Source organism: Hyphomicrobium sp. ghe19, from assembly GCF_902712875.1.
Classification (GTDB): domain Bacteria; phylum Pseudomonadota; class Alphaproteobacteria; order Rhizobiales; family Hyphomicrobiaceae; genus Hyphomicrobium_B.
Map to the genome: position 1 here is coordinate 4,229,715 of NZ_LR743509.1, position 24,709 is coordinate 4,254,423.

Annotated in this window: 25 protein-coding genes; 14 read left to right on the top strand and 11 right to left on the bottom strand. The window is 61.0% G+C overall.

Annotation, left to right across the window (positions count from 1 at the left end):
- Window positions 1–117: 117 nt before the first annotated feature.
- Window positions 118–648, bottom strand: a complete 531-nt coding sequence (locus AACL53_RS20035) for an FxsA family protein (protein ID WP_339086361.1) — start codon at window positions 646–648, stop codon at window positions 118–120.
- Between the two features lie 297 nt (window positions 649–945).
- Between AACL53_RS20035 and AACL53_RS20040 the strand changes: the two genes are divergently transcribed.
- The 3 genes from AACL53_RS20040 (at window position 946) to AACL53_RS20050 (ending at window position 3,727) form a co-directional block, all read left to right on the top strand.
- Window positions 946–1,701 (top strand): Tim44/TimA family putative adaptor protein, encoded by a 756-nt coding sequence (locus tag AACL53_RS20040; RefSeq protein WP_339086997.1) that lies wholly within the window; start codon window positions 946–948, stop codon window positions 1,699–1,701.
- 65 nt (window positions 1,702–1,766) lie between these two features.
- Window positions 1,767–3,080 (top strand): murein transglycosylase A, encoded by a 1,314-nt coding sequence (locus tag AACL53_RS20045; protein WP_339086362.1) that lies wholly within the window; start codon window positions 1,767–1,769, stop codon window positions 3,078–3,080.
- The gene (locus AACL53_RS20050) at window positions 3,077–3,727 is read left to right on the top strand and encodes a Smr/MutS family protein (protein WP_339086363.1); all 651 of its coding nucleotides are present in this window, start codon (window positions 3,077–3,079) and stop codon (window positions 3,725–3,727) included. The genes AACL53_RS20045 and AACL53_RS20050 overlap by 4 nt, the downstream gene beginning before the upstream one ends.
- A gap of 1 nt (window position 3,728) precedes the next feature.
- On the opposite strand, the gene AACL53_RS20055 is transcribed toward AACL53_RS20050, so the two are convergent.
- Together AACL53_RS20055 and AACL53_RS20060 are read right to left on the bottom strand one after the other, a co-directional pair.
- A complete protein-coding gene (locus AACL53_RS20055; protein WP_339086365.1) occupies window positions 3,729–4,259 on the bottom strand; it encodes an invasion associated locus B family protein in 531 nt (176 codons plus the stop codon).
- A complete protein-coding gene (locus AACL53_RS20060) occupies window positions 4,259–4,765 on the bottom strand; it encodes an RNA methyltransferase (RefSeq protein ID WP_339086366.1) in 507 nt (168 codons plus the stop codon). Before AACL53_RS20060 ends, AACL53_RS20055 begins: the two co-directional genes overlap by 1 nt.
- Window positions 4,766–4,817: 52 nt before the next feature.
- On the opposite strand from AACL53_RS20060, the gene AACL53_RS20065 reads away from it, so the two are divergent.
- Complete coding sequence (locus AACL53_RS20065; RefSeq protein WP_339086367.1) at window positions 4,818–5,798, top strand: NADPH:quinone oxidoreductase family protein; 981 nt, start codon at window positions 4,818–4,820, stop codon at window positions 5,796–5,798.
- 11 nt (window positions 5,799–5,809) lie between these two features.
- On the opposite strand, the gene thpR is transcribed toward AACL53_RS20065, so the two are convergent.
- Window positions 5,810–6,382, bottom strand: a complete 573-nt coding sequence (gene thpR, locus AACL53_RS20070; RefSeq protein WP_339086368.1) for an RNA 2',3'-cyclic phosphodiesterase — start codon at window positions 6,380–6,382, stop codon at window positions 5,810–5,812.
- A gap of 37 nt (window positions 6,383–6,419) precedes the next feature.
- Window positions 6,420–7,025 carry an arylesterase gene (locus AACL53_RS20075; protein WP_339086999.1) on the bottom strand — a complete coding sequence of 202 codons (606 nt, stop codon included), beginning with the start codon at window positions 7,023–7,025 and terminating at the stop codon, window positions 6,420–6,422.
- Between the two features lie 221 nt (window positions 7,026–7,246).
- Between AACL53_RS20075 and AACL53_RS20080 the strand changes: the two genes are divergently transcribed.
- From AACL53_RS20080 to AACL53_RS20090, 3 genes are all read left to right on the top strand, one after another.
- On the top strand, window positions 7,247–7,978 hold the full coding sequence (locus AACL53_RS20080) for an ABC transporter ATP-binding protein (RefSeq protein WP_339086369.1): 732 nt from the start codon (window positions 7,247–7,249) through the stop codon (window positions 7,976–7,978).
- An 11-nt stretch (window positions 7,979–7,989) separates the two neighbouring features.
- Window positions 7,990–10,551 (top strand): FtsX-like permease family protein, encoded by a 2,562-nt coding sequence (locus AACL53_RS20085; protein WP_339086370.1) that lies wholly within the window; start codon window positions 7,990–7,992, stop codon window positions 10,549–10,551.
- 104 nt (window positions 10,552–10,655) lie between these two features.
- Entirely contained in the window at window positions 10,656–11,417 is a 762-nt protein-coding gene (locus tag AACL53_RS20090; RefSeq protein ID WP_339086371.1) for a Bax inhibitor-1/YccA family protein, read from the top strand.
- A 129-nt stretch (window positions 11,418–11,546) separates the two neighbouring features.
- On the opposite strand, the gene AACL53_RS20095 is transcribed toward AACL53_RS20090, so the two are convergent.
- A complete protein-coding gene (locus AACL53_RS20095) occupies window positions 11,547–11,930 on the bottom strand; it encodes a DUF2794 domain-containing protein (RefSeq protein WP_339086372.1) in 384 nt (127 codons plus the stop codon).
- A 479-nt stretch (window positions 11,931–12,409) separates the two neighbouring features.
- On the opposite strand from AACL53_RS20095, the gene AACL53_RS20100 reads away from it, so the two are divergent.
- On the top strand, window positions 12,410–14,488 hold the full coding sequence (locus tag AACL53_RS20100; RefSeq protein ID WP_339086373.1) for a M3 family metallopeptidase: 2,079 nt from the start codon (window positions 12,410–12,412) through the stop codon (window positions 14,486–14,488).
- A 30-nt stretch (window positions 14,489–14,518) separates the two neighbouring features.
- Here AACL53_RS20100 and AACL53_RS20105 read toward each other — a convergent pair whose 3' ends face one another.
- Window positions 14,519–15,292, bottom strand: coding sequence for a DUF1223 domain-containing protein (locus tag AACL53_RS20105; RefSeq protein ID WP_339086374.1), 774 nt, complete (start codon window positions 15,290–15,292; stop codon window positions 14,519–14,521).
- A gap of 227 nt (window positions 15,293–15,519) precedes the next feature.
- Between AACL53_RS20105 and AACL53_RS20110 the strand changes: the two genes are divergently transcribed.
- Window positions 15,520–15,915, top strand: a complete 396-nt coding sequence (locus AACL53_RS20110) for a heme-binding protein (RefSeq protein ID WP_339086375.1) — start codon at window positions 15,520–15,522, stop codon at window positions 15,913–15,915.
- 59 nt (window positions 15,916–15,974) lie between these two features.
- Here the strand turns inward: AACL53_RS20110 and acnA are convergent, their stop codons facing one another.
- On the bottom strand, window positions 15,975–18,689 hold the full coding sequence (acnA, locus tag AACL53_RS20115; protein ID WP_339086376.1) for an aconitate hydratase AcnA: 2,715 nt from the start codon (window positions 18,687–18,689) through the stop codon (window positions 15,975–15,977).
- A gap of 235 nt (window positions 18,690–18,924) precedes the next feature.
- On the opposite strand from acnA, the gene ccmA reads away from it, so the two are divergent.
- From ccmA to AACL53_RS20140, 5 genes are read left to right on the top strand one after another with little or no spacing between them, the layout of a single operon-like run.
- The gene (gene ccmA / locus AACL53_RS20120; RefSeq protein WP_339086377.1) at window positions 18,925–19,548 is read left to right on the top strand and encodes a heme ABC exporter ATP-binding protein CcmA; all 624 of its coding nucleotides are present in this window, start codon (window positions 18,925–18,927) and stop codon (window positions 19,546–19,548) included.
- Window positions 19,545–20,210: a heme exporter protein CcmB gene (gene ccmB, locus AACL53_RS20125; RefSeq protein ID WP_339086378.1), complete on the top strand. Its 666-nt coding sequence runs from the start codon at window positions 19,545–19,547 to the stop codon at window positions 20,208–20,210. The genes ccmA and ccmB overlap by 4 nt, the downstream gene beginning before the upstream one ends.
- A gap of 52 nt (window positions 20,211–20,262) precedes the next feature.
- Window positions 20,263–21,030 (top strand): heme ABC transporter permease, encoded by a 768-nt coding sequence (locus AACL53_RS20130; RefSeq protein WP_339086379.1) that lies wholly within the window; start codon window positions 20,263–20,265, stop codon window positions 21,028–21,030.
- 6 nt (window positions 21,031–21,036) lie between these two features.
- Entirely contained in the window at window positions 21,037–21,210 is a 174-nt protein-coding gene (gene ccmD / locus AACL53_RS20135; protein ID WP_339086381.1) for a heme exporter protein CcmD, read from the top strand.
- Window positions 21,207–21,791 (top strand): DsbE family thiol:disulfide interchange protein, encoded by a 585-nt coding sequence (locus AACL53_RS20140; RefSeq protein ID WP_339087001.1) that lies wholly within the window; start codon window positions 21,207–21,209, stop codon window positions 21,789–21,791. Before ccmD ends, AACL53_RS20140 begins: the two co-directional genes overlap by 4 nt.
- Window positions 21,792–21,803: 12 nt before the next feature.
- On the opposite strand, the gene AACL53_RS20145 is transcribed toward AACL53_RS20140, so the two are convergent.
- The 3 genes from AACL53_RS20145 to pdxY form a co-directional block, all read right to left on the bottom strand.
- A complete protein-coding gene (locus AACL53_RS20145; RefSeq protein ID WP_339086383.1) occupies window positions 21,804–22,442 on the bottom strand; it encodes a carbonic anhydrase in 639 nt (212 codons plus the stop codon).
- Window positions 22,443–22,465: 23 nt separating this feature from the next.
- A complete protein-coding gene (gene nhaA / locus AACL53_RS20150) occupies window positions 22,466–23,629 on the bottom strand; it encodes a Na+/H+ antiporter NhaA (RefSeq protein ID WP_339086384.1) in 1,164 nt (387 codons plus the stop codon).
- A 68-nt stretch (window positions 23,630–23,697) separates the two neighbouring features.
- A complete protein-coding gene (gene pdxY / locus AACL53_RS20155; protein ID WP_339086386.1) occupies window positions 23,698–24,612 on the bottom strand; it encodes a pyridoxal kinase in 915 nt (304 codons plus the stop codon).
- Between the last annotated feature and the right edge of the window lie 97 nt (window positions 24,613–24,709).

A 24,709-nucleotide genomic window follows, 5' to 3' on the forward strand; every position in this document is an offset into this window, starting at 1 on the left:
ATGGATCGAGAAATTCGGAGCGCGGTCGCTAGCACGTCATGCCCAGGCGCGCAACGGAGAGCGCATGAGTCGCGTCAGCGCCTTGAACGTTCCGAATGGCTCTGTTTCGCGAACGCCTCAGTTTCGCGAACGTCTGGGCTGAACGGCTTTGCCCTGATGCAGCGGGCGTTCGCTCACGCGTTCGTATTCGCCCTCGATAACGACACCCTCGTCGCCAGCCGGTGTTTCTCCGGTGCTGGCGCGGAAGGTCTCACGGCTGACCTCGGCCTGATAATGGAACAGCGTGACAAGCTTCAGGAGCCCGGTCCGGATGACGAGGTGGCGGACTTGAGGGATGAGAAGGCATAAGCCGAACAGATCCGAGATCACGCCAGGAAAGATTAGGAGCAGGCCGGCGAGGACCTGCAAAAATCCATCGAAGAGCGGCGGGAAGCCTTCCCGTTCGGTGCCCAATCGCGACAACGCCCGCTCGAAGACGGAGAGGCCGACCCGGCGGATGACGTAAGTTCCGAGGATTGCGGTGCCGAGAACGATTGCAGCGAGCCACCAGATGCCGATCGTCTGCCCGAGACGGATCAGCAACCCGATTTCCAGCAGGGGCAGGGCCGCCAACGCCAGGATCAGGGCAATTTTGAACGGTTGAGACATAAGCGCTCGCAAAACTATTGCGGCACCTTAGCGCGGATGAGCGTCAGCGGCCATCGACCATCAGGAAGCAGGCCCCCATGTTCAACGATATTCACATTGTGCCGCGGGTCTTGGCCTCCGTAATGCAGTCGTAAAGGGCCAGCGGCGACGGGCGGCAGACGCCGGATGCTTAAGGTGTTATAGAAGTTCTATCTTCAAATCGTCCGTCCGGGCCCTTAGATAAGGGTCCTAGGGTGGCGGGCCATCCAATAGAAGCCTTTTTTGGCACCACGTCACCCGGAGGCGCTGACCTTTAGTATGAACGGTCAATTCGATCTTATTACAATCATTGCTCTCATCATCGCCGTTGCGGCGATCATCAAGCTTCGGAACGTGCTTGGCCACCGTACGGACGATGACGAGAAGCGCGTCGAGCGGCTTAAAACGCGTGAGCGGGAAGCGGGTCAGCGCCCGGCCACGGAGACGGCGTCGGCCGACGTCATCACGATGCCCCGCCGCGATCGGGAGCCATTAGCTCCTGTGTCCGCGCCTGAAGCCGCTGCAACAAACGCCGAGGCACGCATCAGGGCGTATCCTGTTTCGGATCCGGCTGTAACCACCGGCTTCCTCGATATTGCGAAGGCCGATCCGTCGTTCGATCCCGACGCCTTTGTGGCTGGCGCCGGCCGCGCTTACGAGATGATCGTGTCGGCGTTCGCGGAAGGAAACCGGAAGGCGCTGAAGGACCTTTTGAGCAAAGAGGTCTACGATGGTTTCACGGCCGCTATCGCAGAGCGGGAAGCTCGCGGCGAGACGATCGAGCAGCAGTTCGTCGGCATCCGGAAGGCCGACGTCGTCGAGGCGGAACTCAAGAATGGCGTGGCCTCAGTGACGGTGCGCTTCGTCAGCGAGCTGATCTCGGCAACTCACGACAAGGCCGGCGAGGTCATCGCGGGCGACTCCCAGAAGATCAAAGACGTGACCGATATCTGGACGTTCAGCCGCGATATCTCGAACGCCAAGGCTCGGAGCAACCTTAATTGGCGGTTGGTTGCAACTCAGGCTCCAAATTAAGAAAAGCTTAACAAGCGCGATGTGACCGTGTGGGCGGGGTATGCCGCTTCACACGGAAAAGCGTCATGCGTTCGTCAGGCACCTCCTGGGCGTTCAGCCCGCAATTTTTCAACCCCGTTCATCTCGTCGCGCTGTTATTCTCTTTCGCAGCGATGCAGATTGCGCACGTTCCTGCGTTCGCAAAATCATCCTCCGAAAAATCATCGGCCGATAAGCATCAGAACAAAGCTCAGCCTCGAATGGATTCGAACCCAATCTCCTTCGAGCCCATTTCGTTCAACGACCTTCCCGCCTGGGAAGAGGACGATCATCTCGCTGCCTGGAAGGCGTTTCTGGCGTCATGCGGGCCGTTGCTGAAAGCGGGTCCGCGCGAGCCGACGCCCGGAAGTGCCGGTTCACCGCAAGAGCTTCTCGATGTTTGCTCGCGGGCGGTCGCGTTGTCGAAGTCGAAGACCCCGCAAACGCGACAGGGCGCGCGGCAATTCTTCGAAGCTTATTTCCAGCCCAATCGGGTCGTGGGAAACGATCGCGATGGATTGCTCACCGGGTACTTCGAGCCGGACATCAAAGGTTCGCGGACGCCGGACAAGACCTTCAAGGTGCCGGTCTACCGACGGCCGCACGACCTCGTGAATATGGTTCCGGAAAGCGAGCGCGGTTCCAAGTCGGCAGCCCTCACACATCAGCGCAAGACCGACCGTGGCCTGGAGCCATATCTTACGCGCACCGAGATCGAGGAGGGCGGGCTCGAGGGTCTGGGTCTCGAGCTCTTTTACCTCAAGGACGCGGTCGACGTTTTCTTCATGCAGGTCCAGGGGTCCGGCCGTATCGAATTGCCGAACGGCGATAAAGTTCGGATTACCTATGACGGCAAGAACGGTTATCCCTATAACTCGATCGGACGGTTGCTGATCGATGAAGGTCATCTAACAGCGGACGAGATGTCGTTGAAGTCTTTGAAGAAATGGCTGAAGGCCGACAAAGACCGGGCGAAACCCGTTATGCGGAAAAATCATTCCTACGTTTTCTTCAAGGAGCTGTCGGGCGAGCAAGCCAAGGCCCCGATGGGCGTTCACTGCATTCCACTGCAGCCTTTGCGAAGTCTCGCTGTCGATACGACGTACTACCCGATCGGGATTCCGATCTATGTCGATGCTCCGCAGATCACACATGCAACCGCATCGCGGGAATTTCACAGGCTGATGATCGCCCATGACGTCGGCTCGGCGATCAAGGGGTCGGAGCGCGGCGACATTTTCTTCGGTTCGGGCGATGCGGCGGGCCGGCTTGCAGGCGTGACGAAGCACCCGGGTCACCTTTACGCGCTGCTGCCCCTCCACGGATCGCACGCGCATAAGACCGCGAGCGACGGACCGTGAAAAAGCAGAGTGGCGGTGGCAAAGGGCGGGCATCGGCCGACGACAACGATCTCGATCACGAAATCTGGCGGCACACCGCTGCAACGATCGAGCCTTTGAAACGCGCCAAGCCTCGCTTCCATCCGGCGAGCGATGCTCTAAAAGCAGGCGGCAAAGCGGCCGGCGTTCCGAAGCCGAAGGTTTCCGCCGAGCCTGAGAGACTGCCGGTCAAGCCGCGCTCGGCGCACGCTCATCCCGAAAATCCGCGTCCGAAGCCGTCTCCGGCGAAAGCTCCCGACCTTGCGCTCTTCGATCGCAATAGCGTCCGGAAATTGCGCGGCGGCCGGACCGAGATCGAAGCGCGCGTCGACCTTCACGGCATGCGCCAGGACGAAGCCCACGTGGCGCTGCGAAGCTTTCTCTTCAGCTGCCAACGGCGCGGCCTGCGGTTCGTTCTCGTGATCACCGGCAAGGGCAAGACGAACGGCAAAGCCCTTTCGGAAGAGGGGTACGGGGAGCGGGAGCGCGGTGTGCTCAAGCGCAACGTTCCGCGCTGGCTCGATGAGCCCGAGCTAAGGGCAATCGTCGTCAGTTTTACGGTTGCCGCCATCCAGCACGGCGGCGAAGGCGCGATGTACGTTCATCTCAGATCGAAGAACCGAGCGTAGATTAAAAGCAAGTTTCCTGAAGCTTCTGCAGCGCCTGTCCGATGCCGTTCAGGGAGTAGGTGTCGGTAACGTTCGCGCCGCGATCGGAGGAGATCGCGATCGACATCGTGTTGCCTTTCCGCATGGCTTCGACGAGTTTCAGTTCCTGGGTGGAATCGCTGACGTAGGCCCGATCGCTCGCGCCGAAGAGCCTGAAGCCTGCGGGGCTGACCGTCGCGGTGCCCTGCGCGCTCTTCTTGATCCGGAATCCCATGAGGAAGCTGACTTCGGCGCGGATGCCATCCTTGGGCCAGGCTGAAATGTAGGCGCGCGGCGCTTCGCGAGGCGCGTCCTGCGGCTCACTCGTTTTCGGTTCGCTCGTCACGAAGCAGAAGAGGTGCGGGTCATTGGCGTCAGCCATAACGGCCCAGTCGCCGAAGGTTGCCACACGGGTCATCTGCTCTGCGGCAAGTGCCGGCCGCGGCGCTGGGTTCAATGCGACGAGACCAAGAAATAGAATAAACAAAATGCTCCGCACATTCTGCTTCCCCATCAAGGTCCCCCCTCGCCGATCGGGCGATCGGCGAACCGCGCCAAGCTCCTCATGCGATCGTACATCACAATCGCGCCGGCCATCGCGACATTGACGCAAAAGGACGTCGGGATCTTGACGACATAGTCGCAGCGCTCGATCAGAGGTTCGGATAGCGATCCAAGCTCCGGTCCGAGCACATATGCCGCTCGCAGGGGATGGCGAAAGCTCGGCAGGTCGATCGCGTCGTCGAGAAGCTCGATGCCGACGAGCTTGCAGCCGCCGGGCAGCGCCATTTCGTCAAGGGTCGCCCAATTGTAGTGGGGCAGGTGCAATTGGCTTTTCGACGTATCAGCGTGGGCTTCCTGGGCCTTATAGGTCGCACCGACCGTGAAGGTGAAGCTCGCACCGAAGGCGTGCGCCGAGCGCATCAGATTGCCGAGGTTCAGCGACTTCGACATCCGCTCGGCTCCGATTGCGAAATAGCCCTTCGGGTGCGGCGGCCATGTGGTCGCTTTTCTTGACATTGTGTTCTGCTCGTGTGTGTCAGAGGGATACGCAGCGAGTGGGACGTCACACATGAAGGCAGCTCTTTGCAAGAGCCTTGACGGGGCAAAAAGTCTCGCCGTCGAAACACTCCCGGACCCGGTCGCGGGACCGGGACAGGCCATCGTTCGGGTGGCGGCCGTGGGCCTCAATTTTGCCGATACGCTGATCACGCGCGGCAAATACCAGTTCAAGCCGGAGTTGCCGTTTTCGCCGGGAGCGGAGATTGCGGGTGTCGTCGAGAGCATTGGCGCGAACGACGCGGGCATTTCCCCCGGTCAAGCCGTCATGGCGTACGTCAATTGGGGTGGAGCGTCCGAGAAGGTCGCCGTCGATGCCGATAAACTCATTCCTATTCCTGACGGCGTGGCGATGACGGTCGCGGCAGGGCTTTCGGTGACGTATGGCACGGCGATGCACGGGCTTGCCGATCGCGGCCGCTTGCAGCCTGGCGAGACGGTCGTCGTGACGGGTGCTGCCGGAGGCGCGGGTCAAGCGGCCGTCGAGATCGCCAAGCTCATGGGTGCTCGTGTGATCGCCGTCGTCTCGTCGGAAGAGAAGGGTGCGATTGCGAAAGCCGCAGGAGCGGACGACGTGATCCTGTTTCCCGGCTCGGATCTCAAGACGAAAGTGCGTACGCTGACGAACGGCAACGGCGCCGACGTCGTCTATGACTGCATCGGCGGAGAGGCGTCGGAACCACTGGTGCGGGCGCTCAACTGGCAAGGGCGGTTTCTGGTCGTCGGCTTTGCAGCGGGGGACATTCCGAAGATTCCTCTCAATCTGCTGTTGCTCAGGGGCGCAGAGATTTCCGGTGTTTTCTGGGGCGAGTCCGTGAAGCGCGATCCGACTGGGCACCGCCGCAACATGGAGCAAATCTTGCGCTGGGTGCGTGACGGGCGCCTGCAACCTCGCCTCCACGGTATTTACCCGCTTGAGCAGATTCGCGACGCCCTTGAGGTACTGGAGCGGCGTGAGGCGACCGGCAAGGTCGTCCTCACGATGTTGCCCTAAGCGAGCGGCTGCTACCAGCTCGCTTCGCTATCGTCGGCAAGAAACCCCAATCCGCGCATGGGAAAACGATCTTCGATCCCATAGGGACCGCCGCCGACGCCGGGTCGCGACGACATCAGAAGGGTTCGGCCGACGAAGAAGGGTTCGGAACGATAGCCTCCGTGACTTGATAGAAAGCGAGCGACGACGTCGGCGTTGGAGTGCTTCAATCTTGCGAGCGTGACATGTGGTTTGAATGCGCGCGTATCAGGCGGCAAGCCCGCATTGCGCGCGGCTTTCTCGTGTGCACGCGCTAATTCCTCGAGTTCGGGGCGGAGTTCAACCGCGGCGAAAATCGATCGAGGATCGTCGCCGCCGAAGGCGCCGAGACCCGTGAGACGGACTTCGAATCCGTCGGGTTCGATCATGGCGAGGTTTGCGGTGAACTCGCGCGCTTGTTCGTTGTCGATATCGCCGCCGAACCTCAGCGTGATGTGATAGCTCTCGGGCAACAGCCAACGCGCGCCGGGCAGCGGCACACGCAGGCGATGCAGCTCTTCGCGGATATCATCCGGCAACTCGATAGCAGTGAACAAGCGGGGCATCGGAATGTCCTTGCTCGCAAGAGGGGCGAAGGCGCCGTTATTTTTTCTGCGCTTCCTTTTGCTCGACGCTTGCGACAAGCGCTTCGACGTCGGGCATGATGCGCTTGACGACCTCGGCGACACCGGCTGCAGTCGGATGCAAGCCATCAGGCTGCGTGAACGATCGATCCAAGGCTACGCCCTCGAGGAAAAAAGGGTAGAGCGGAACGGCGTATTTCGAGGCAAGGTCCGGATATATCGCGTCGAAAGATTTTGCGTACTCGTCGCCCCAATTGTTCGGCGCCTTCATGCCGGTGAGGAGGACCGGGATTCCCTTGTCCTTCAACGCGGCGAGCATCTTGTCGAGATTGGCGCGCGGCACTTTCGGGTCGATGCCTCTGAGTGCGTCATTGGCGCCAAGCTCCAGGATCACCGCATCGGGTTTCGGGTCGAGCGCCCAGTCGAGCCGCGCCAAGCCGTCGGACGTCGTGTCGCCGGAAACGCCGGCATTGACGACGGTGACCTTGTGCCCCTTCGCCTCAAGCGCCATCTGAAGCTGCGCGGGGAACGAATCAGTGGTTTTGACGCCATAGCCGGCGGTAAGACTATCTCCGAAGGCAACAATCGTCGCCGGTCGCCCTTGAGCGGCTGATGGGGGCGTCATGATGGGAGCGGTCGTGGAGGCAAAAATCGTCATGAGCCAGAGCGCCGCTTTCGCAATCCATGGCCTTGGCTGGGCCTCCAGATACTTGCGGGGACCCAGGGAAAATCCATCGTTCATTTTTCGGCCCCACACATCACGCAATCCACGAGCTGACGTAGAGGCTCGGCACGCACGGTACAAGCCCGCCACGACAACGGCCATGACAACACAGGGCATTTAGCTTGAGCGAACCCATCATCAAACTCGACAATGTGCATCTCTCTCTGACGAGCCGCGCAGGCCCAGTCCATATTCTCCGCGGTGTTTCGCTTGCGATCCCTCATGGGCAGTCCGCGGCGATCGTCGGGCCTTCCGGGTCCGGCAAGACGTCTCTGCTCATGACGATGGCTGGGCTCGAGCGGGCGACAAGCGGTGAGATCAACGTATCAGGGCGGAGCATCGGGCCTTTGTCCGAGGATGAGCTTGCCATGCTGCGCGGCGCGCATATGGGCATCGTGTTTCAATCATTTCACCTTGTCCCGACGATGACGGCGCTCGAAAACGTCGCTTTGCCGATGGAACTCGCAGGCGACAGCAAGGCTTTTGAGACGGCTCGCGGTCTTTTGGATGAGGTTGGGCTCGGGGCGCGCGTCGAGCATTTTCCGGCAGAACTCTCAGGCGGCGAGCAACAGCGCGTTGCCATCGCACGGGCGCTCAGCCGTTCGCCCGAGATCATTTTTGCCGACGAGCCGACTGGCAATCTCGACGGTCGAACGGGGCGGCAGATCATCGATCTGCTTTTTGGTCTGCGCGAACGCCGGAACGCGACGCTCGTGATGGTCACTCACGACAACAAGCTTGCCGCGATGGCGGATCGCATCATCCGCATGGCGGACGGCGCGATCGTATCGGATGAGCGGACGGGCGTCTCCGATGCGGGTTCGGGTTCCACGATGCATGCGGTGTCGTCGTGACGGTGTCGGCGTTGGAAAGCGCCCTACCGCAGCAGCGTGCCGGATTACGCACGATCGTGCGTCTCGGTTTGCGCGAGCTTCGCAATGGGTTCGACGGGTTCCGGATCTTTATCGCCTGCCTGGCGCTGGGCGTGATGGTGATCGCCGCGGTCGGTGCGCTTGCGGATGCGTTGCGCGCCGGGCTCGCGACACAAGGCGAGGTTATTCTCGGCGGCGACGTGATGTTTGCGCGCGCGCACGTGCGGGCCGCTCCTGCCGAGCGGGACATATTCCAAAGTCTCGGACAGGTGAGCGAAACCGCCACCATGCGGACGATGGCGCGCCGTCTCGATGGATCGGATCAGGCGCTGGCGGAACTCAAGGGTGTCGACGTGCTCTATCCGCTGGCGGGCGACGTCACGCTCAAAAGTCCCGGCTCGTTTGCGCATGCGATCACGGGCGACGGAGTCGTCGCCGATGCGATGCTTCTCGATCGCCTGGGGCTCAAGGTCGGCGACAAGATGCGTCTCGGCGAAGCCGAGGTCGTAGTCGGAGGCATTCTCGATAACGAGCCCGATGCCGTCGCGGACCGGATGACCTATGGGCCAAGAATTTTCGTCTCGCTTGAAACGCTTGAAAAGACCGGCCTCGTCAAGCCGGGCACGCTGATACGCTGGCGTTATGCGATCAAGCTTCCAGCGAATGCCGTAAGCGACCGGCAAGCGCTCAGCGAGTTGCGGAAAGACATCGCGCTCAAGATTCCCAATGGCGGGTTCACGAGCGGCGACCGTTTCGATCCGTCGCCACAGATCACAAGGGTGCTCGAGCGGCTGCGGCAGTTCCTCATCCTCATCGGACTTGCGTCGCTGCTCGTCGGCGGCGTCGGCATAGCCAATGCGGTTTCGACGTTCATCGACAAGCGGATGAAAGTGATCGCGACGCTCAGAAGCGTCGGCGCGTCGGGCGCGCAGATTATGGGAATTTTTCTCGTTCAGCTTGGGCTGATGACCGCGATCGGTATCGCGATCGGTTTGGCATTGGGCGTTGCCGTTCCGTCGATCATCGATGCGTTCTACGGGGATCTCTTGCCGGTCCGCATCAATGTTCAGGTTTCGCCGCAGAGTTTGGGAATTGCCGCGCTTTACGGCGCCATCATTGCGTTGCTGTTTGCGCTCTGGCCGCTTGGGCGCGCCGAAAATGTGCGCGCGAGCGTTCTCTTTCGCGATTCCGTCAACTCGCCGGGCGGCAGACCCCGCCCAGCGCTCATCGCGATCATGGGTGTGCTGGCGGCTCTTCTCGTCGGCGTTGCGGTCCTAACATCGGAGCCGCGCTCGATTGCTCTCTATGTCGTCGCGGGCTTGGTCGTCATGCTGGCGGTGTTCGGATGGCTTGGCGGCTATCTCTCGCGTCTTGCCGGCCGGCTGCCGCGACCTCGGCGGCCTGAACTTGCTCTCGCCCTGCGCAACATCGCATCGCCGGACGGGCTGACGCGGTCCGTCCTCTTGTCGCTCGGCACGGGTCTTTCGTTGCTGGTCGCGGTGGGGCTCGCCAATGCTGCCCTAGTCGCCGATCTCCAGGAGCGGCTGCCGGCCGAAGCGCCGGACTATTTCCTTCTCGATATTCCGCCTGCCGACTTCGAAGGGCTGACGGCTCGCGTTTCGCAGCATGTGCCCGGTGCGAAGCTCGTCGAAGCGCCGATGCTGCGGGGCCGGATCGTTGCGATAAAGGGGAAGCCGGTCGAAGAGCTGACGTTCCCAGCAGACACGCAATGGGTTCTGAACAGTGACCGGGGGCTTAGTTACGCCGACACCGTTCCGGAGGGCTCGACGGTTTCGAGCGGCACCTGGTGGGACAAGGGTTATGACGGACCGCCGCTTGTTTCGTTCGAGGGCGAGATTGCCAAGAAACTCGGCATCGGCTTGGGCGACAGCGTTACGGTCAACGTGCTCGGTCGCAATATCGACGCCAAGGTCGCAAGCCTGCGTGACGTCAAATGGGAAAGCATTGCCCTGAACTTCATCATGGTTTTCTCGCCCAATACGCTCCGGGCGGCGCCGCACAATCTGCTGGCGACGGTTCGTTTGCCCCATGGCGGCCTGCCAGGACCCGAGTCAGACATGGTGCGGGATCTCGGGAAGGCCTACCCGAGCGTCAGCGCGATCAGGGTTCGCGATGCAATCGACCAGTTCAGCAAGATTTTTGCGAAGGTCATGGTCGCCGTTCAGGTGGCGGGCAGCGTCACATTAACCGCCGGCGCGCTTGTTCTCGCGGGCGCTTTGGTAACAGCCCAGCGCCGGCGTATTCTGGAAGCCGTCATTCTGAAGACGATTGGCGCCCGCCGGCGGCAGATCCTCGAGGTTCACGCCTGGGAATATGCGGTTCTTGCCGCCATTGCCGCGCTAGTCGCCATTGGTCTCGGAAGCGCCGTCGCCTGGGTAGCGGTCACGCGGGTCATGGAGCTGGACTACGTCTTCTCGCTCAGTTCCATCGGCATCAGCCTCGGGCTGGCGGGGGCGATGATTGCCCTCTTCGGTGGCATTGGCACTTGGGCTATCCTGCGGGCGCCCCCGGCGCCGTACCTGCGCTCGGAATAAAAGACTAACCCCTTTTGTTTACGGGGCTTGAAAGCAATCAAATGAAATAACATATGATTGCGCGAGACCCGGCGACTGGCCGGGCAAATACGAGGATACAGACCATGGCTGAAGTTTTTACGCGACCAAATAGCCCGTACGGCGGCGCACGGACATCGGGCGCGATTGACCAGGGGCTGCGCTCGTTCATGCTCGGCACCTACAACTACATGGCGCTCGGCGTCGCCGGTACGGCTGTCGTCGTCATGCTTCTGATGGCTAACCCGCAAGTCATGGCGGCGATCGCGCTCGGCCCGATGAAGTGGGTCGTCTTCGCGGCCGTTCTCGGCCTTGGCTTTTTTGCGCCGCGACTTTTCTTCGGCGGCAGTGACGTTCTCGCGCACGGCGCCTACTGGCTCTATTGCGCTCTCTGGGGTGCTTTGATCGCCCCGATGGTGTCGCTGTACGTCGGCATGGGCATGGCTGGCATCGTCGGTCAGGCGTTCTTCATCGCTGCTGCGATGTTCGCGGTGACGAGCCTCATCGGCTACACGACGAAGAAGGACATGACGGGCTGGAGCGGCTTCCTGTCCATGGCATCGATCGGCCTGATCGTCGTCATGCTCGGCAGCTTCTTCTTCATCAATGATGCCGGCACCAGCAAGTTGGTGAGCATGGGTATCTCGGCTGTCGTCGTGTTGCTCTTCTCGGTCATTACGGCCTTCGAAACGCAGGCGATCAAGTCGATGTACATCGAGCAGGCGGCTTACGGTAACGAAGCCCAGCTGAAGCGCTCGTCGATCTTCGGCGCATTCATGCTCTACGGTTCGTTCGTGACGCTCTTCATCCACATCCTGAATCTCTTGGGATTGGCGAGCCGCGAATAACGGCCGAGAGATCATTTGAATTGAGAAAGGCCCCGGTTTTCGGGGCCTTTTTTCGTTGGGCGCTTTTTTTGCTGTGCACTTCCTGCTCGATTCCGGGAGCCGGCCGAAAGCGCCGATGATCAGCGGAACTCAGGCGCCGACGACGCCCGGGCGATCTTCCAGCACGCTGAGGACGCGCTTTAGATCCTGGCCGCGCTTCATAATCAGTCCGCCGGCGGCGATGACGCTGTACGCCCCCTGCTTGCGGGCCAGGCGCAAGTCTTTCTCGATGCGGTAGAGCGGGTATTCGCTGGCTTTGCGGTAGACGGAGAAGACCGCCTTATCGCGGAGGAAGTCGATGGCGTAATCGCGCCAGGCTCCAGTTGCTACCTTTCGGCCGTAGAGATCCAGAATTGCGGTCAGCTCGTATCGATCGAAAGTGGTACGGCGACCGGGCTCCGAGGCGGTGTCGGGAGCTCCAAGCTTGCCCGCGGGCCGCGGGCGAAAAGCTATCGGTTCGGTTGTCTCGCTCAAACGGTCTTGTCCATCGTTAGCGTCTTAAAGATCGCGCCAACGCTCGAGGAATGCAAGAGAGCAAGGTTGATAATCTTATGACCCAGAATCGCATGGTGGGGAATTCAACGGGCAGTGCACGGAAAGACCCTCAGGCGGACAAATTCGCGACTCCGCGGAGGCCACAAACAGCCGTAATAAAACGCAATAAAGATAATCGTTGCCTTTGGATCAAGCTTCAAAGGACCGGCTCTGGACTCATAGCCCCCCAGCCCCCCGGGGCCACAGTTTCGAGGTTGGGTTCACAGGCAACTCTTCCCCTCCTGCGTTTTGGCTCCCCGTCCAAGGCGAATTTCTTCCCTCATCGTCCTGCCTTCCGGAGAATTGGCCCAAAAGGCCGATCCTCCGGCTTTATTCATTGCGACTGTTTCATTAGTTGTCGCGCGCTTTTGTGCGTATATAAAGTTACATAACGGGGAAGATTAGAGATCGATCTCAGGATGATAGCAAAGCGCAAGGCGGCTCCGAAGCCGCGTTCCAAGCCCAGTATCAATCCACTCATGGCGAAGTGGAACGGCCCGTTTCAGATGCCGCCGTTCGCCAAAATCGAAGCGCGCCATTTCAAACCGGCTCTCGATGCCGCCTTTCGCGAGCACAAGGCCGAGATAGAGAAAATCGCGAAAAACCCGGCAAAGCCGACATTCGCCAATACCATCGTGGCTTTCGAAAAGAGCGGCTGGCAGTTGTCACGGGTCGCGTCGGTTTTCTGGAATCTCGAAGGTTCGGATTCGACACCCGAGTTTCAGGAAATAGCGCGCGAGATGGCGCCGCGATTTGCGGCCCACGAAACGCAGATCCTGCTCGACAAGCGCCTCTTCAAACGTATCGACGATCTTTATGAGCGGCGTGACGCGTTGAAACTCGGCGAAGAAGATCTGCGCGTTCTCGAACGCCATCACCTCGAGTTCGTCCGTTCGGGTGCGCGGCTTTCGGCGGCGGACAAATCCCGCGTCAAAGAAATCAACGCGCGGCTCGCGACGCTCGTTACGCAGTTCATGCAGAACGTGCTCAAGGACGAGCAGTCGTGGCGGCTCGTTCTCGACGGCGAGAACGACCTCGCGGGGTTGCCTGACACTCTGAAAGAAAGTGCCGCGCGCGCTGCTGCCGATGCGGGCCTCCAGGGCAAGGCGATGATTACGCTCGCGCGTTCGAGCGTCGAAGGATTTCTCACGTATTCGAGCCGGCGCGATTTGCGCGAGCAGGCTTTCAACGCGTGGACGCGCCGCGGTGCGCATGACGGCGAGACGGATAATCGTCAGATCGTCGCCGAGGCGGTGGCGCTGCGCGGAGAATACGCGCGGCTGATGGGCTTTCCTTCGTTTGCCGAATTCAGCTTGCAAGACACGATGGCGAAAACGCCCGGCAGGGTCGATGAACTTCTTCGCGCCGTGTGGGAGAAAGCGGTCGTGCGCGCTGGCGAAGAGCGCGATGCGCTTGCAGCCGAAGCCGTCAGCAGCGGCGATAACTCAGAGATCATGCCGTGGGACTGGCGCTATTATTCCGAGCGCGTGCGCAAGGCGAAATACGATTTCGATGAATCGAAATTACAGCCCTATCTCGAGCTCGATCAGATGATCCGTGCGGCGTTCGACACGGCGTCACGCTTGTTCGGTTTGAAGTTCCAAGAGAGCAAGGATCTGCCGCGCTATCACCCGGAAGTCAGGGTGTGGGAGGTGCTCGACAAGAAGGGCGCGCACGTCGGCATTTTCATGGGCGACTATTTCGCGCGTCCGACGAAGCGCTCGGGCGCGTGGATGTCGGCTTTTCGCGCGCAGCACAAGCTCGGGAAAGGCCAGAGCCCGATCATCGTCAACGTGCTGAACTTCGCGAAAGGCGGCGAGGGCGAGCCGGCGCTGTTGTCGTTCGACGATGCGCGCACGTTGTTTCACGAATTCGGACATGGGCTGCACGGCTTGCTTTCCAACGTGACCTATCCGTCGATTTCGGGGACGTCGGTGTCGCGGGATTTCGTCGAGCTGCCGTCACAGCTTTACGAGCATTGGCTTTCGACGGCGGAAGTTCTCGAAAAGCATGCGCTGCATTACAAGACCGGAAAGCCGATGCCGAAGGTTTTGCGGCAACGGTTAGCCGCGGCCCGCAATTTCAATCAAGGTTTCGCGACGGTCGAATACACGTCGTCGGCGCTCGTCGATATGGCGCTCTATTCGGCGGAAACGGCATCGATCGCCGACGTCGAAGGCTTCGAGCGCGTGGCCCTCGCGCAAATCGATATGCCGAAAGAGATCGTGATGCGGCATCGCCTACCGCATTTCATGCACATCATGTCGGGCTATGCCGCCGGGTATTACAGCTATCTGTGGTCGGAAGTGATGGACGCCGACGCATTCGCCGCGTTCGAGGAAACCGGAAACGTCTTTCATCCGGGCACGGCGAAGAAGCTTCACGAGTTCATCTACTCGGCCGGAAACCGGCGCGATCCGCACGCGGCCTACGTGGCGTTTCGCGGACGGCCGCCGAAGATCGATGGTTTGTTGAAGAAGCGCGGGCTCGCCGCTTAAAGGGCGGCGCTGGAATTACCAGAGACTTATTTACCAGAGGCCGGCCATCGTCGCGCCGATGATCGGGCCGCTTCGTCCTTCCTGCACGAGGACGACGAGCTTTTGCACGTCGGCCTGCATCATGGCGGCTCGGGGCAGCTGCACTTTCATCGGCATGCCCTTCCAGATGCCGATCGGCGTCAACTCGCGGACGATGTTGGTGTAGGTGAGCGTCTTGCCGGCGTTCTCGCCTTCCTTAATCTGCACGGCTCCCGTCATTTGGACGACGCCAAGCCAGATCGTCGCTTCGCGCGGGCTGTGTCCGGGCGTATCGCCGCCCAAGGCGAAGTTCAGGGTATTGCGCTCCTGCCAAAACCGGACGGGCACCTGCATCGGTCCGCCCGTTTTCACGGTATCGTCGATCGCCTGCTGGATTGCCGCTTTCGACCCGCCGTTGACGTGCGCCACGCCATTGACGACGGCTTGCGGCGTGAAAATCGCGCCGTCGCCGCGGTTGCGGGCGTAATTTCGCTGACGCTCGCTGTTGCGCGGCGAGCCGAACGTGTCCTTCCAGCCGAGATAGTTCCAGTAATCGACGGGCAGGGAGAGCGCGATGATCGAAGGATCATCCGACAGCGTTTTGAGGAGCGCGTCGGCCGGGGGGCAGGACGAGCATCCCTGGCTCGTGAAGAGTTCTATGACGCCCTTGATCGGCTTCTCTGTTTGGACATCAAGGGAAACTTCCTGCGCCCGCGACGGCGACGCCAAAGCCCAAGCTGCGGCGAGGGCCGTCAAAACCAACGGGGCGAGGACGCGGAAACGCATGGGGGAGCCAGCCTTCGAGCCTGATGTGGCAGTCGCCACGACGATCCTTTTTAGCTTGCCGCCCGGGAATGAAAAAGTGAAAGGCTCGAAAGCCTTGTCACGAACGGGTGAGTGTTCCGGCCTTCGGCGATCCTTGCTCCGCCGCGTTACCCCATTGTATAATTAGAAACCATGCGCCGACAGTGGGTCGTGCGCGTGGCGCGCATGGCGCCAACAGGAGTTTGGCGATGCGCATGAAGCCCTCCCTTTCCTATGACGACGCGCGAACGATCGCGACCGGCTGCCTCGATGCAGCCGCGCAACATGGCGTGGCGGTTTGCATTGTAGTCGTGGATGATGCCGGAGCGCTCATCTGCGCTCATCGGATGGACGGCGCACGCCAATACACGATTGATCTTGCCTCTCAGAAGGCCCGAACCGCCGCAAGTATCGGGGTGCCCACCCGAGCATTGGAGGCGCTTAACCGTACGCGACAGGCCGGCGGCCACGACGGGCTCGCAGGACCGGGCGGCAGCCCTGTCATGCACGATGGGGCGTGTGCCGGCGCGGTGGGTGTTTCCGGCGCACAGCCAGACATCGACGAGGCGATCGCTGTTGCTGGGCTCGGCGCGCTCTCTCGATAGACTCAGAGGAGAGGTGACAGACTTCGAAGAGCCTCTCACCACCCCTAAGAGAGATCGATTCAAGCCGCGAGGTTTCTCAAGACGTAGTGCAGAATACCGCCATTTCGGAAGTACTCGAGCTCGTCGAGCGTATCGATCCGGCAGAGGACCGGTACGGGGATCGACGTGCCGTCGGTGCGCGTGATGGTGAGCGTCACCACCTCGCGCGGCTTGATGGTGGCGAGGCCCGGAATGGTGACGCGCTCGTCACCCTTGAGGCCGAGGGACTGCCAGGAAGCGCCTTCCGTAAAGACGAACGGAGCAATGCCCATGCCGACAAGGTTCGAGCGGTGAATGCGCTCGAACGATTGGGCGATGACGGCGCGGACGCCCAGAAGGTTTGTGCCTTTCGCCGCCCAGTCACGGGATGAGCCGTTGCCGTACTCGATGCCGGCGAACACCACGAGCGGCACGCCCTCCGCTTCGTATTGCATCGCGGCGTCGTAGATCGCCAATTCCTTGCCCGATGGATAATGGATCGTCAGGCCGCCTTCCTTCACGTTGCCGTTCGGATCTTTCACCATGTGGTTCTTGATGCGGATGTTGGCGAACGTGCCGCGCATCATCACCTCGTGATTGCCGCGCCGCGTGCCGTACTGGTTGAAGTCAGCCGGTGCAACGTCGTGGTCGAGGAGATACTTTCCAGCGGGGCTCGCGGTTTTGATCGATCCGGCGGGCGAGATGTGGTCGGTTGTGATCTTGTCGCCGAAGAGACCAAGAATGCGGGCGTTGACGATATCGTTGATCGGCTTCGCGTCGCGAGAGATGGACTGGAAATAGGGCGGGTTCTGAACGTATGTGGACGAACCGTTCCAGCCGTAGGTCAGGCCGCCGCTCGTCGCGATGCCTTGCCAATTGCTGTCGCCCTTGAAGACGTCGGCGTAGCGAGACTTGAAGAGTTCGCGCGTGACGTTTTCGATGATGAATTTCTGGATTTCCTGGGACGTCGGCCAGATGTCTTTCAGGAAGACCGGCTTGCCGTCGCTGCCTTCGCCCAAAGGCTCCTTGGTCAGGTCTTTCTGCACGGAGCCTGCGAGTGCGTAGGCAACGACCAGCGGGGGCGACGCCAGATAATTCGCCTGCACGTCCGCGCTGACGCGCCCTTCGAAATTGCGGTTGCCGGAGAGCACGGCGGCGGCGACGATGCCGTTGCCGTTGATCGCCTTGGAAATTTCCGGCGCCAGCGGGCCAGAGTTTCCGATGCAGGTGGTGCAGCCGAAGCCGACGAGGTTGAATCCGATCTGATCGAGATACGGCTGGAGGCCGGACTTCTCGAGGTAGGCGGCAACGACCTGCGATCCCGGCGCCAGCGAGGTCTTGACCCAAGGCTTGCTTTTCAGGCCGCGTTCCGCCGCGTTGCGGGCGAGGAGGCCCGCAGCAATCAGGACGCTCGGATTGGACGTGTTCGTGCAACTCGTGATCGCAGCGATGACGACATCGCCGTGGCCGATATCGAACGTTTTGCCTTCGACGGGTGCGCGTTTGGCGAGTTCGCCCGGCTTTTTGTATTCGTCGGCAAGAGCCGCGGCGAAGCCGCTCTTGATGTCGGTCAGCGCGATGCGGCCTTCGGGACGTTTCGGGCCAGCCATCGAGGGGACGACGTCGCCCAGCTCGAGGGACAGCGTGTCGGTGAAGACCGGATCGGCGGAGCCCGTGTCGCGATAGAGGCCCTGGGCCTTGCAGTAGGCTTCGACAAGCGCGATGCGGTGGGAGTCGCGGCCCGACATCGTCAGATAATTGATGGTTTCCTTGTCGACGGGGAAGAAACCGCACGTCGCGCCGTATTCGGGCGCCATGTTGGCGATCGTGGCGCGGTCGGCGAGCGACATCGAGTCGAGGCCGGGTCCGAAGAATTCGACGAACTTGTTGACCACGCCCTTCTTGCGCAACATCTGCGTGACCGTCAGCACGAGGTCGGTCGCGGTCACGCCCTCAGGGAGTTTGCCGGTCAAGCGGAAACCGATGACTTCGGGAATGAGCATCGATTGCGGCTGGCCGAGCATTGCGGCTTCGGCTTCGATGCCGCCGACGCCCCAACCGAGCACGGCGAGACCGTTGACCATCGTCGTGTGACTATCGGTGCCGACGAGCGTATCGGGATAGGCGATGGTTTTGCCGTCCGACATCTCATTGGTCCACACCGTCTGCGAGAGATATTCGAGATTGACCTGGTGGCAGATGCCGGTGCCGGGCGGTACGACGCGGAAATTCTGGAAGGCGCCCTGGCCCCATTTCAGGAAGTTATAGCGCTCGCCGTTGCGCGCATATTCGAGCGCGACGTTATCGGCCAAGGCTTTCGGCGTGCCGAACTCATCGACGATGACGGAATGGTCGATGACGAGATCGACGGGCACGAGCGGGTTGATCTTCGTCGGGTCGCCACCGAGCTTCGTCATGCCGTCGCGCATCGCAGCGAGATCGACGACGGCTGGAACGCCGGTGAAATCCTGCATCAGGACGCGTGCCGGGCGGAAACCGATTTCCTTTTCGGTCTTGCCCTTATTGCCGATCCATTCGGCCATGGCGACGATGTCGGCTTTGGTGACCGAGCGGCCGTCTTCATGCCGCAAGAGGTTTTCGAGCAGGACCTTCATCGCGTACGGGAGCCGCGAAATTCCCGTCAGGCCATTCGCCTCGGCGTCGGGCAGGGAATAGTAAACGTAGTCCTTGCCCTCGACGGTGAGGGTCTTGCGGCAGTTGAAGCTGTCGTCGGAAACGGGTGTATGGGCGCTCAAGATCAGGCCTCCGAAAGATTAAGACGAAGGGCTGCGCCGCCGGAGTGCCGGCGGATCAAGGTGTCCCGCGGCACGAGTTCGTCGGTCCGCGCGACCCCTCGCTTTTGCGCTAGCGAAGGATACAACGTGCCTTCTATATAATCGTTATAAAAAGAAAACACCAATCGCGAGATGGTCAAATTAGCGCGCAAATGCCACCGTCTTGCTCATTCACACGCCACGGAATCTCATCGCTGTGCAGCTGATTGCCGAAGACTTGGTCATAGATCGGGGTTCACGCCGCATCATCGACGGGCTGTCGTTTGCCGTCAAAGGCGGGGAGGCGCTGGTTTTGACCGGTGCGAACGGCATCGGGAAGACGACGTTGCTGCGTACGCTCGCGGGCTTCATTCGGCCGTTCCGCGGCGTCATCCGGCTCGATGGCGGCGACGATGAGCTGACGCTCGGGGAGCAGTCGCACGTCGTCGGGCATACCAACGCGGTGAAGTCGAGCTTGTCGGTCGCGGAGAATGCGGGCTTTTGGAATACGTATCTCGATTCCGGCGGCGATGGGCCTTTGCGGATCGCGGCGGCGCTCCGCCATTTCGGGCTTGAAGACCTGAGCGACTTTCCCGCGGCTTACCTGTCGGCGGGGCAGAAGCGGCGGCTCGGACTTGCCCGGCTGCTTGTCGCGCGCCGTCCGGTCTGGCTGCTTGACGAACCAACCGCATCGCTAGACACAGCGTCATCGGAGCGGCTGGTCGCTGCGGTCAACGATCATACGAGTTCCGGCGGCCTTGCCGTCATCGCCACGCATCTGCCGCTCGGTCTCGAGCGTGCGCGGACGCTGGATCTCGCAGCGCAGAGGATGGCGGCTTGAAGAGCTTTTGGGCTCTCCTTTCCCGGGATGTGAGACTTGCGGTCCGCGAAGGCGGCGCGATCGGGACGGCGCTCGGCTTCTTTCTGGTCGTCGTGTCGCTCATGCCGCTCGGCCTTGGACCGGATCTCAATCTGCTGTCGCGCATCGCGGCGGGGATATTGTGGATCGCGCTACTGCTGGCGGCGCTGCTGTCGCTCAATCGGATTTTCGAGGCCGACCACGAGGATGGGACGCTCGATGTGCTCGCGACGGGCCCATTGCCGCTGGAATTGGTTACCACCGCCAAGTCGCTAGCACACTGGATTACGACCGGAATCCCGCTCGCCATCATGGCGCCGGTGCTCGGTATTTTGCTGAACCTCGATCTTGCGGCGTATCCGATCCTGGTCGCGACCACGCTCGCCGGTACTCCGGCGGTTAGTTTTCTCGGCGCTATCGGCGCGGCGTTGACGATGAAGACACGTCGCGGCGGCCTGCTGCTGGCGCTCATCGTGCTGCCGCTTTACGTTCCTACCTTGATTTTCGGGATATCGGCTGTCAGCGCCGGGGCCGGGCCGACGGGGATGGCGGCGTCGTTTCTCATTCTGGCGGCGATTTCCCTTGTCGCAATCGTGCTGGGGCCGCTCGCCGCAGCCGCCGCACTCAAGGTTCAGCTACAATAATTGTAATCTGCCCTTCATTGCGCCTTACCTTTTAAAGTCTTAGATCCCGCACATGCAGACACTGACGCAACGCCTCGCCAACCCGACCCGCTTCATGGAGCTTTCCGCAAGGCTGCTGCCGTGGATTTCGGGGGCGGCCGCCATTCTGTTGGCCTATGGGCTTTATCTCGCGTTCTTCGCGTCGCCCGCCGACTATCAGCAGGGCGAGACAGTGCGGATCATGTACATCCACGTGCCGTGCGCGTGGCTCTCGATGATGATCTATGGGCTGATCGCGCTTTCGAGCTTCGGGCTTCTGGTTTTCCGCCATCCCTTGGCGGATGTCTCGGCGAAGGCTGCAGCGCCGCTCGGTGCCGCTTTCACGTTCCTGGCGCTGCTGACGGGCTCGCTCTGGGGTAAACCGATGTGGGGCACCTATTGGGTCTGGGACGCGCGGCTGACGTCGGTCCTGATCCTGTTTTTTCTCTATCTCGGATTGATGGCGCTCCGGTCGGCGCTCGAGGATGAGGGCGCGGCGGCGAAGCTGACCGCCATCCTGGCGCTCGTCGGCGTCACGATCCTGCCGATCATCAAATTCTCTGTCGACTGGTGGAACACGCTGCATCAGCCGTCGACCGATTTTACGTCGACAGTCGATCCGAGCATGCGGCTGCCGCTTCTCGTCATGGCGGTTGCGTTCACGCTTCTGTTCTTCGCCATGCATCTCAAGGGCATGCGAAATGAAATTCTGCGCCGGCGGGTGAAAGCCCTCAGAACGCAGGCCGTCGCCGGACGCGACCGGCTCGCGGCGCAGGCTGCAAATCAAGGCGCGGCGGAGTAATCGATCATGGATCTCGGACCTCACGCCGCCTTCATCTGGATTTCTTACGCCGCCGTGACGGTGACCGTCATCGGGCTCATTCTTTGGCTGATCGCTGATGGCCGGAAGCAGGCTGCCGATCTCGAAGCTCTCGAGCGGCAAGGCGTGAAGCGCCGTTCAGCGGCGGCGGGAGGACGATAGAGTTGGCCGAAGGCAAGTCGAACTTGGTGCGCGTTTTACCGGTCGTGGTTTTTGCAGTCGTCGCGGGGTTTTTCGCGATGGCGTTGCGGTCCGGCGATCCGTCACGGTTACCGTCGACGCTCGTCGGAAAGACTGTGCCTCAGACGACCTTTCCGCCGCTCGAAGGCCTCGAGCGCGGCGGCAAACCAGAGCCCGGTTTCACCTCCGCCGATCTTGCGAAGGGCAAAGTCTCTGTCGTCAATTATTGGGCGTCGTGGTGCCAGCCGTGCGTTGAAGAGCATCCGTTTCTCGAACAGCTGAAAGAAGAAGCGGGCGTCGATATCTACGGCGTCAACTACAAGGACCAGACGGATGCGGCGCGGCGTTTCGTCGGCCGTTTCGGCAATCCTTATTCAGCTGTTGGAACGGACAAAAGCGGGCGCGCGGCCATCGACTGGGGCGTCTACGGCACGCCGGAGACCTTCGTCGTCAATGGCCGGGGCGAAGTCGTCTACAAGCACGTCGGGCCGATCTCGGCCGACTCTTTGACGACGAAACTTCTGCCAGCCATCGAGAAGGCAAAAGCTTCGCCGGCGCCTTGAACGGCGTTCGCCTTAGAGCGGATAGAACATTCCGCGCGAATGGTTCAGCACCGTCAGTGTTCCCGATTTGATGTCGAAGTGCGCTCCGTGTAGCGCCAGGCGGCCGCGTTCTTCCTGATCGCGAACGAACGGGAACGTCCGCAGGTTTTTGATCGCCTGCTTGATGCCTTCCTTCTCGAGAGCTTCCTGCTTGATGGCCTGGGGGCTGTTTTGATGCGCGGCGAGCACCGAGAGGCGGGCGTCGTCGAGCATCGACATCCAACGCGAAATGAATTGCGCTTCCGTCTGAATCGCAGCGCTCTGATCAAGGGCGGCTTTGACGCCACCGCATCCGGAGTGGCCCATGACGATGAGATTTTTGATGCGGAGGTTCATGACCGCAAATTCCACGGCCGTACTGACGCCGTGATATCTGCCGCCCGTTTCGTAGGGCGGAACGAGGTTCGCCACGTTGCGGACGATGAAGAGTTCGCCCGGCATTGCGCTGAAGATCGTTTCCGGATCGACGCGACTATCCGAGCAGGAAATAACCATCGTCTCCGGGTTCTGCCCGTAGGTGGCTAGCTCTTCGTAGTGGTCGGCGTTGAGAACAAAATGGCGGTGCCTGAAGCGGCGGTAGCGGTCGGTGAGGGATTCGGGGAAACTGCTCATTAATTCTCATTGCTCCTGAAGTCTCAGTCCGATGTACTTCTAACAAGAACGATGTAGCCGACGACCGCCGACAGAAGAGAGCCAGCGAGAACGCCCAGACGAACTTCCGCGCTCGCATCAGATTCGGGAAATGCCAGCATGCCGATGAATAGGCTCATGGTAAAACCGATGCCGCCCAAAACAGCTGTGCCTAAAAGCTGCATCTGGGAGGCTCCGCGGGGCATTTCTCCTAAACCGGTGGCGAGTGCAGTTCTGACCGCGCCGTATATTCCGAGTGGCTTGCCGAGGAAAAGACCCAACGCGATGCCAATTGGGATTTGCGACAGCATGTCGTCGGTTGACATGCCGGTGAGAGATAGTCCGGCGTTGGCAAAAGCGAAAATCGGCACAATGAGGAAGCTGACCCAGGGGCTCAGCGCGTGCTCAAGTCCCTCGAGCGGACCCTCGGTACCCCTTTTGTTTCCCGTCAAGGGAATTGCGAGCGCGGTTGCGACGCCGGCCAGTGTCGCGTGGACGCCGGATTTCAACACGCAGAGCCAGACGAAAGCGCCGATCAGCAAATAGGGCCAAGCGCGCATCACGCCCGAGCGATTGAGAAGGACCAGGCCCGCGATGCCGACGGCTGCGAGCCCCAGGGCCTGCATAGAAAGATCGGCTGTGTAGAAGAAGGCGATGATCAGGATTGCACCGAGATCGTCGATGATGGCGAGCGCGAGCAGAAACACTTTCAGCGCCGGTGGGACCCGGCTGCCGAGGGCCGCCATTATGCCGACGGCAAAGGCGATGTCGGTCGCGGCAGGGATCGCCCAGCCCCGAAGCGCGGCGGCGTTATCCCAGTTGATGATGGCGTAGATCAGGGCGGGCACGACCATACCGCCGACGGCGCCGGCGACCGGCAGCAGGGCTGCCCGGCGGTTGGAGAGTGCGCCGCGGATCGATTCGCGTTTGATCTCCAAACCGACGACAAAGAAAAAGACAGACATCAGTCCGTCGTTGATCCAGTGGATCACTTCCTTCGTCAGGGCGAACGGCGCAATTCCCAGTTGAACGTGTGTCGCGAGCGTTTGGTCGTAGATTCCCTTGAGCGGGGAATTGGCGACAATCAGCGCCAATACGGCGGCGCTCAGCAGAACCAATCCAGCAGCGGCTTCGCGATTGATGCCTTGGGCGCTCGTTTCGGGTTTCATTTCGGCCCTTGCTCCGTCACGCATGTGTTTGGGAAAGGTATGCAAGCCGAAGCCGCGATCGGCAAGGCTTACGGCTGGTTGCGTGCGGATTTGCGCAGCGGGAACGCATGGATTTCGTCGGCTGAGAAGCCGTTTTCCCAGTCGACGAGATGGGGTAGCAGATGATCGCTGCCACGGCTGACTTCGAGCGTTCGCCGGACGCCCGCAATGGCATATCCGAGCGCTTGCTTGGGCGATTGGCCGAGCATGATTTTGGCCGTCAAGCAGCCTGCGAAAATATCACCGGTACCGTGGGGGACGTCATTCCATTTGGCGACGCTGCCGACGAATGCTTCCTCACCGGCGACGAGGACGGTTGCCAGTTGCGACGGCCCGTCCGGTATCGATGTGCCGGCAACGATCGGGCGGATAAGTTTTTTTTCTGTCGCGTTGTCTTCACGCGAACCGGTATTCACTTCGCTTGAAAACGCTCTAAGCCTGCCAATCGCTTCGAGGGCGTCTGCTCGCGATCTGACATCGAAGCCGGATAGCCAGGAAAGCTCGAACCGGTTCGGCGTCAGGACGTCGGCGAGGGGAAGCAACAGATCACGGGTCGCAGATGCTGCCTGTTCATCGATGTAATGGCCTTTCGGATCATCGCCAAAGATCGGGTCGCAGATGTACGTCAGCGCGGCATTCAACCCCCGCATGCGTTTGACGGTAGCGGCGACGATTTCGACGTGCCCGGCGGACGGGAGATAACCCGAGAAGACGGCATCGAAATTTCCGAGCCAGCCATTTTTCTCGAGCGCCCCGATCATATTGTCGAGAAGCGCCGGATCGAGCGTCATGCCCGCGATATGGGGCCGTATCGGGTGGTTGGAGAGGACGACCGTCGGCAATCCCACGACCTCGATGCCGGCTCGCTGCAAGGGCGGCATCGTGGCGGTCAGCCCCACGGGATCGCGGGCGACGTACGAGGAAATCATCAGGATTCGGGACATGGGGCCGATAAAATCGTTGGAGGGGTCAATGTCCTATACCAGCACGCCGGGGACGTACCCAGCGAGAGCACTATGATTCATGTGAAACGCTGTGAAA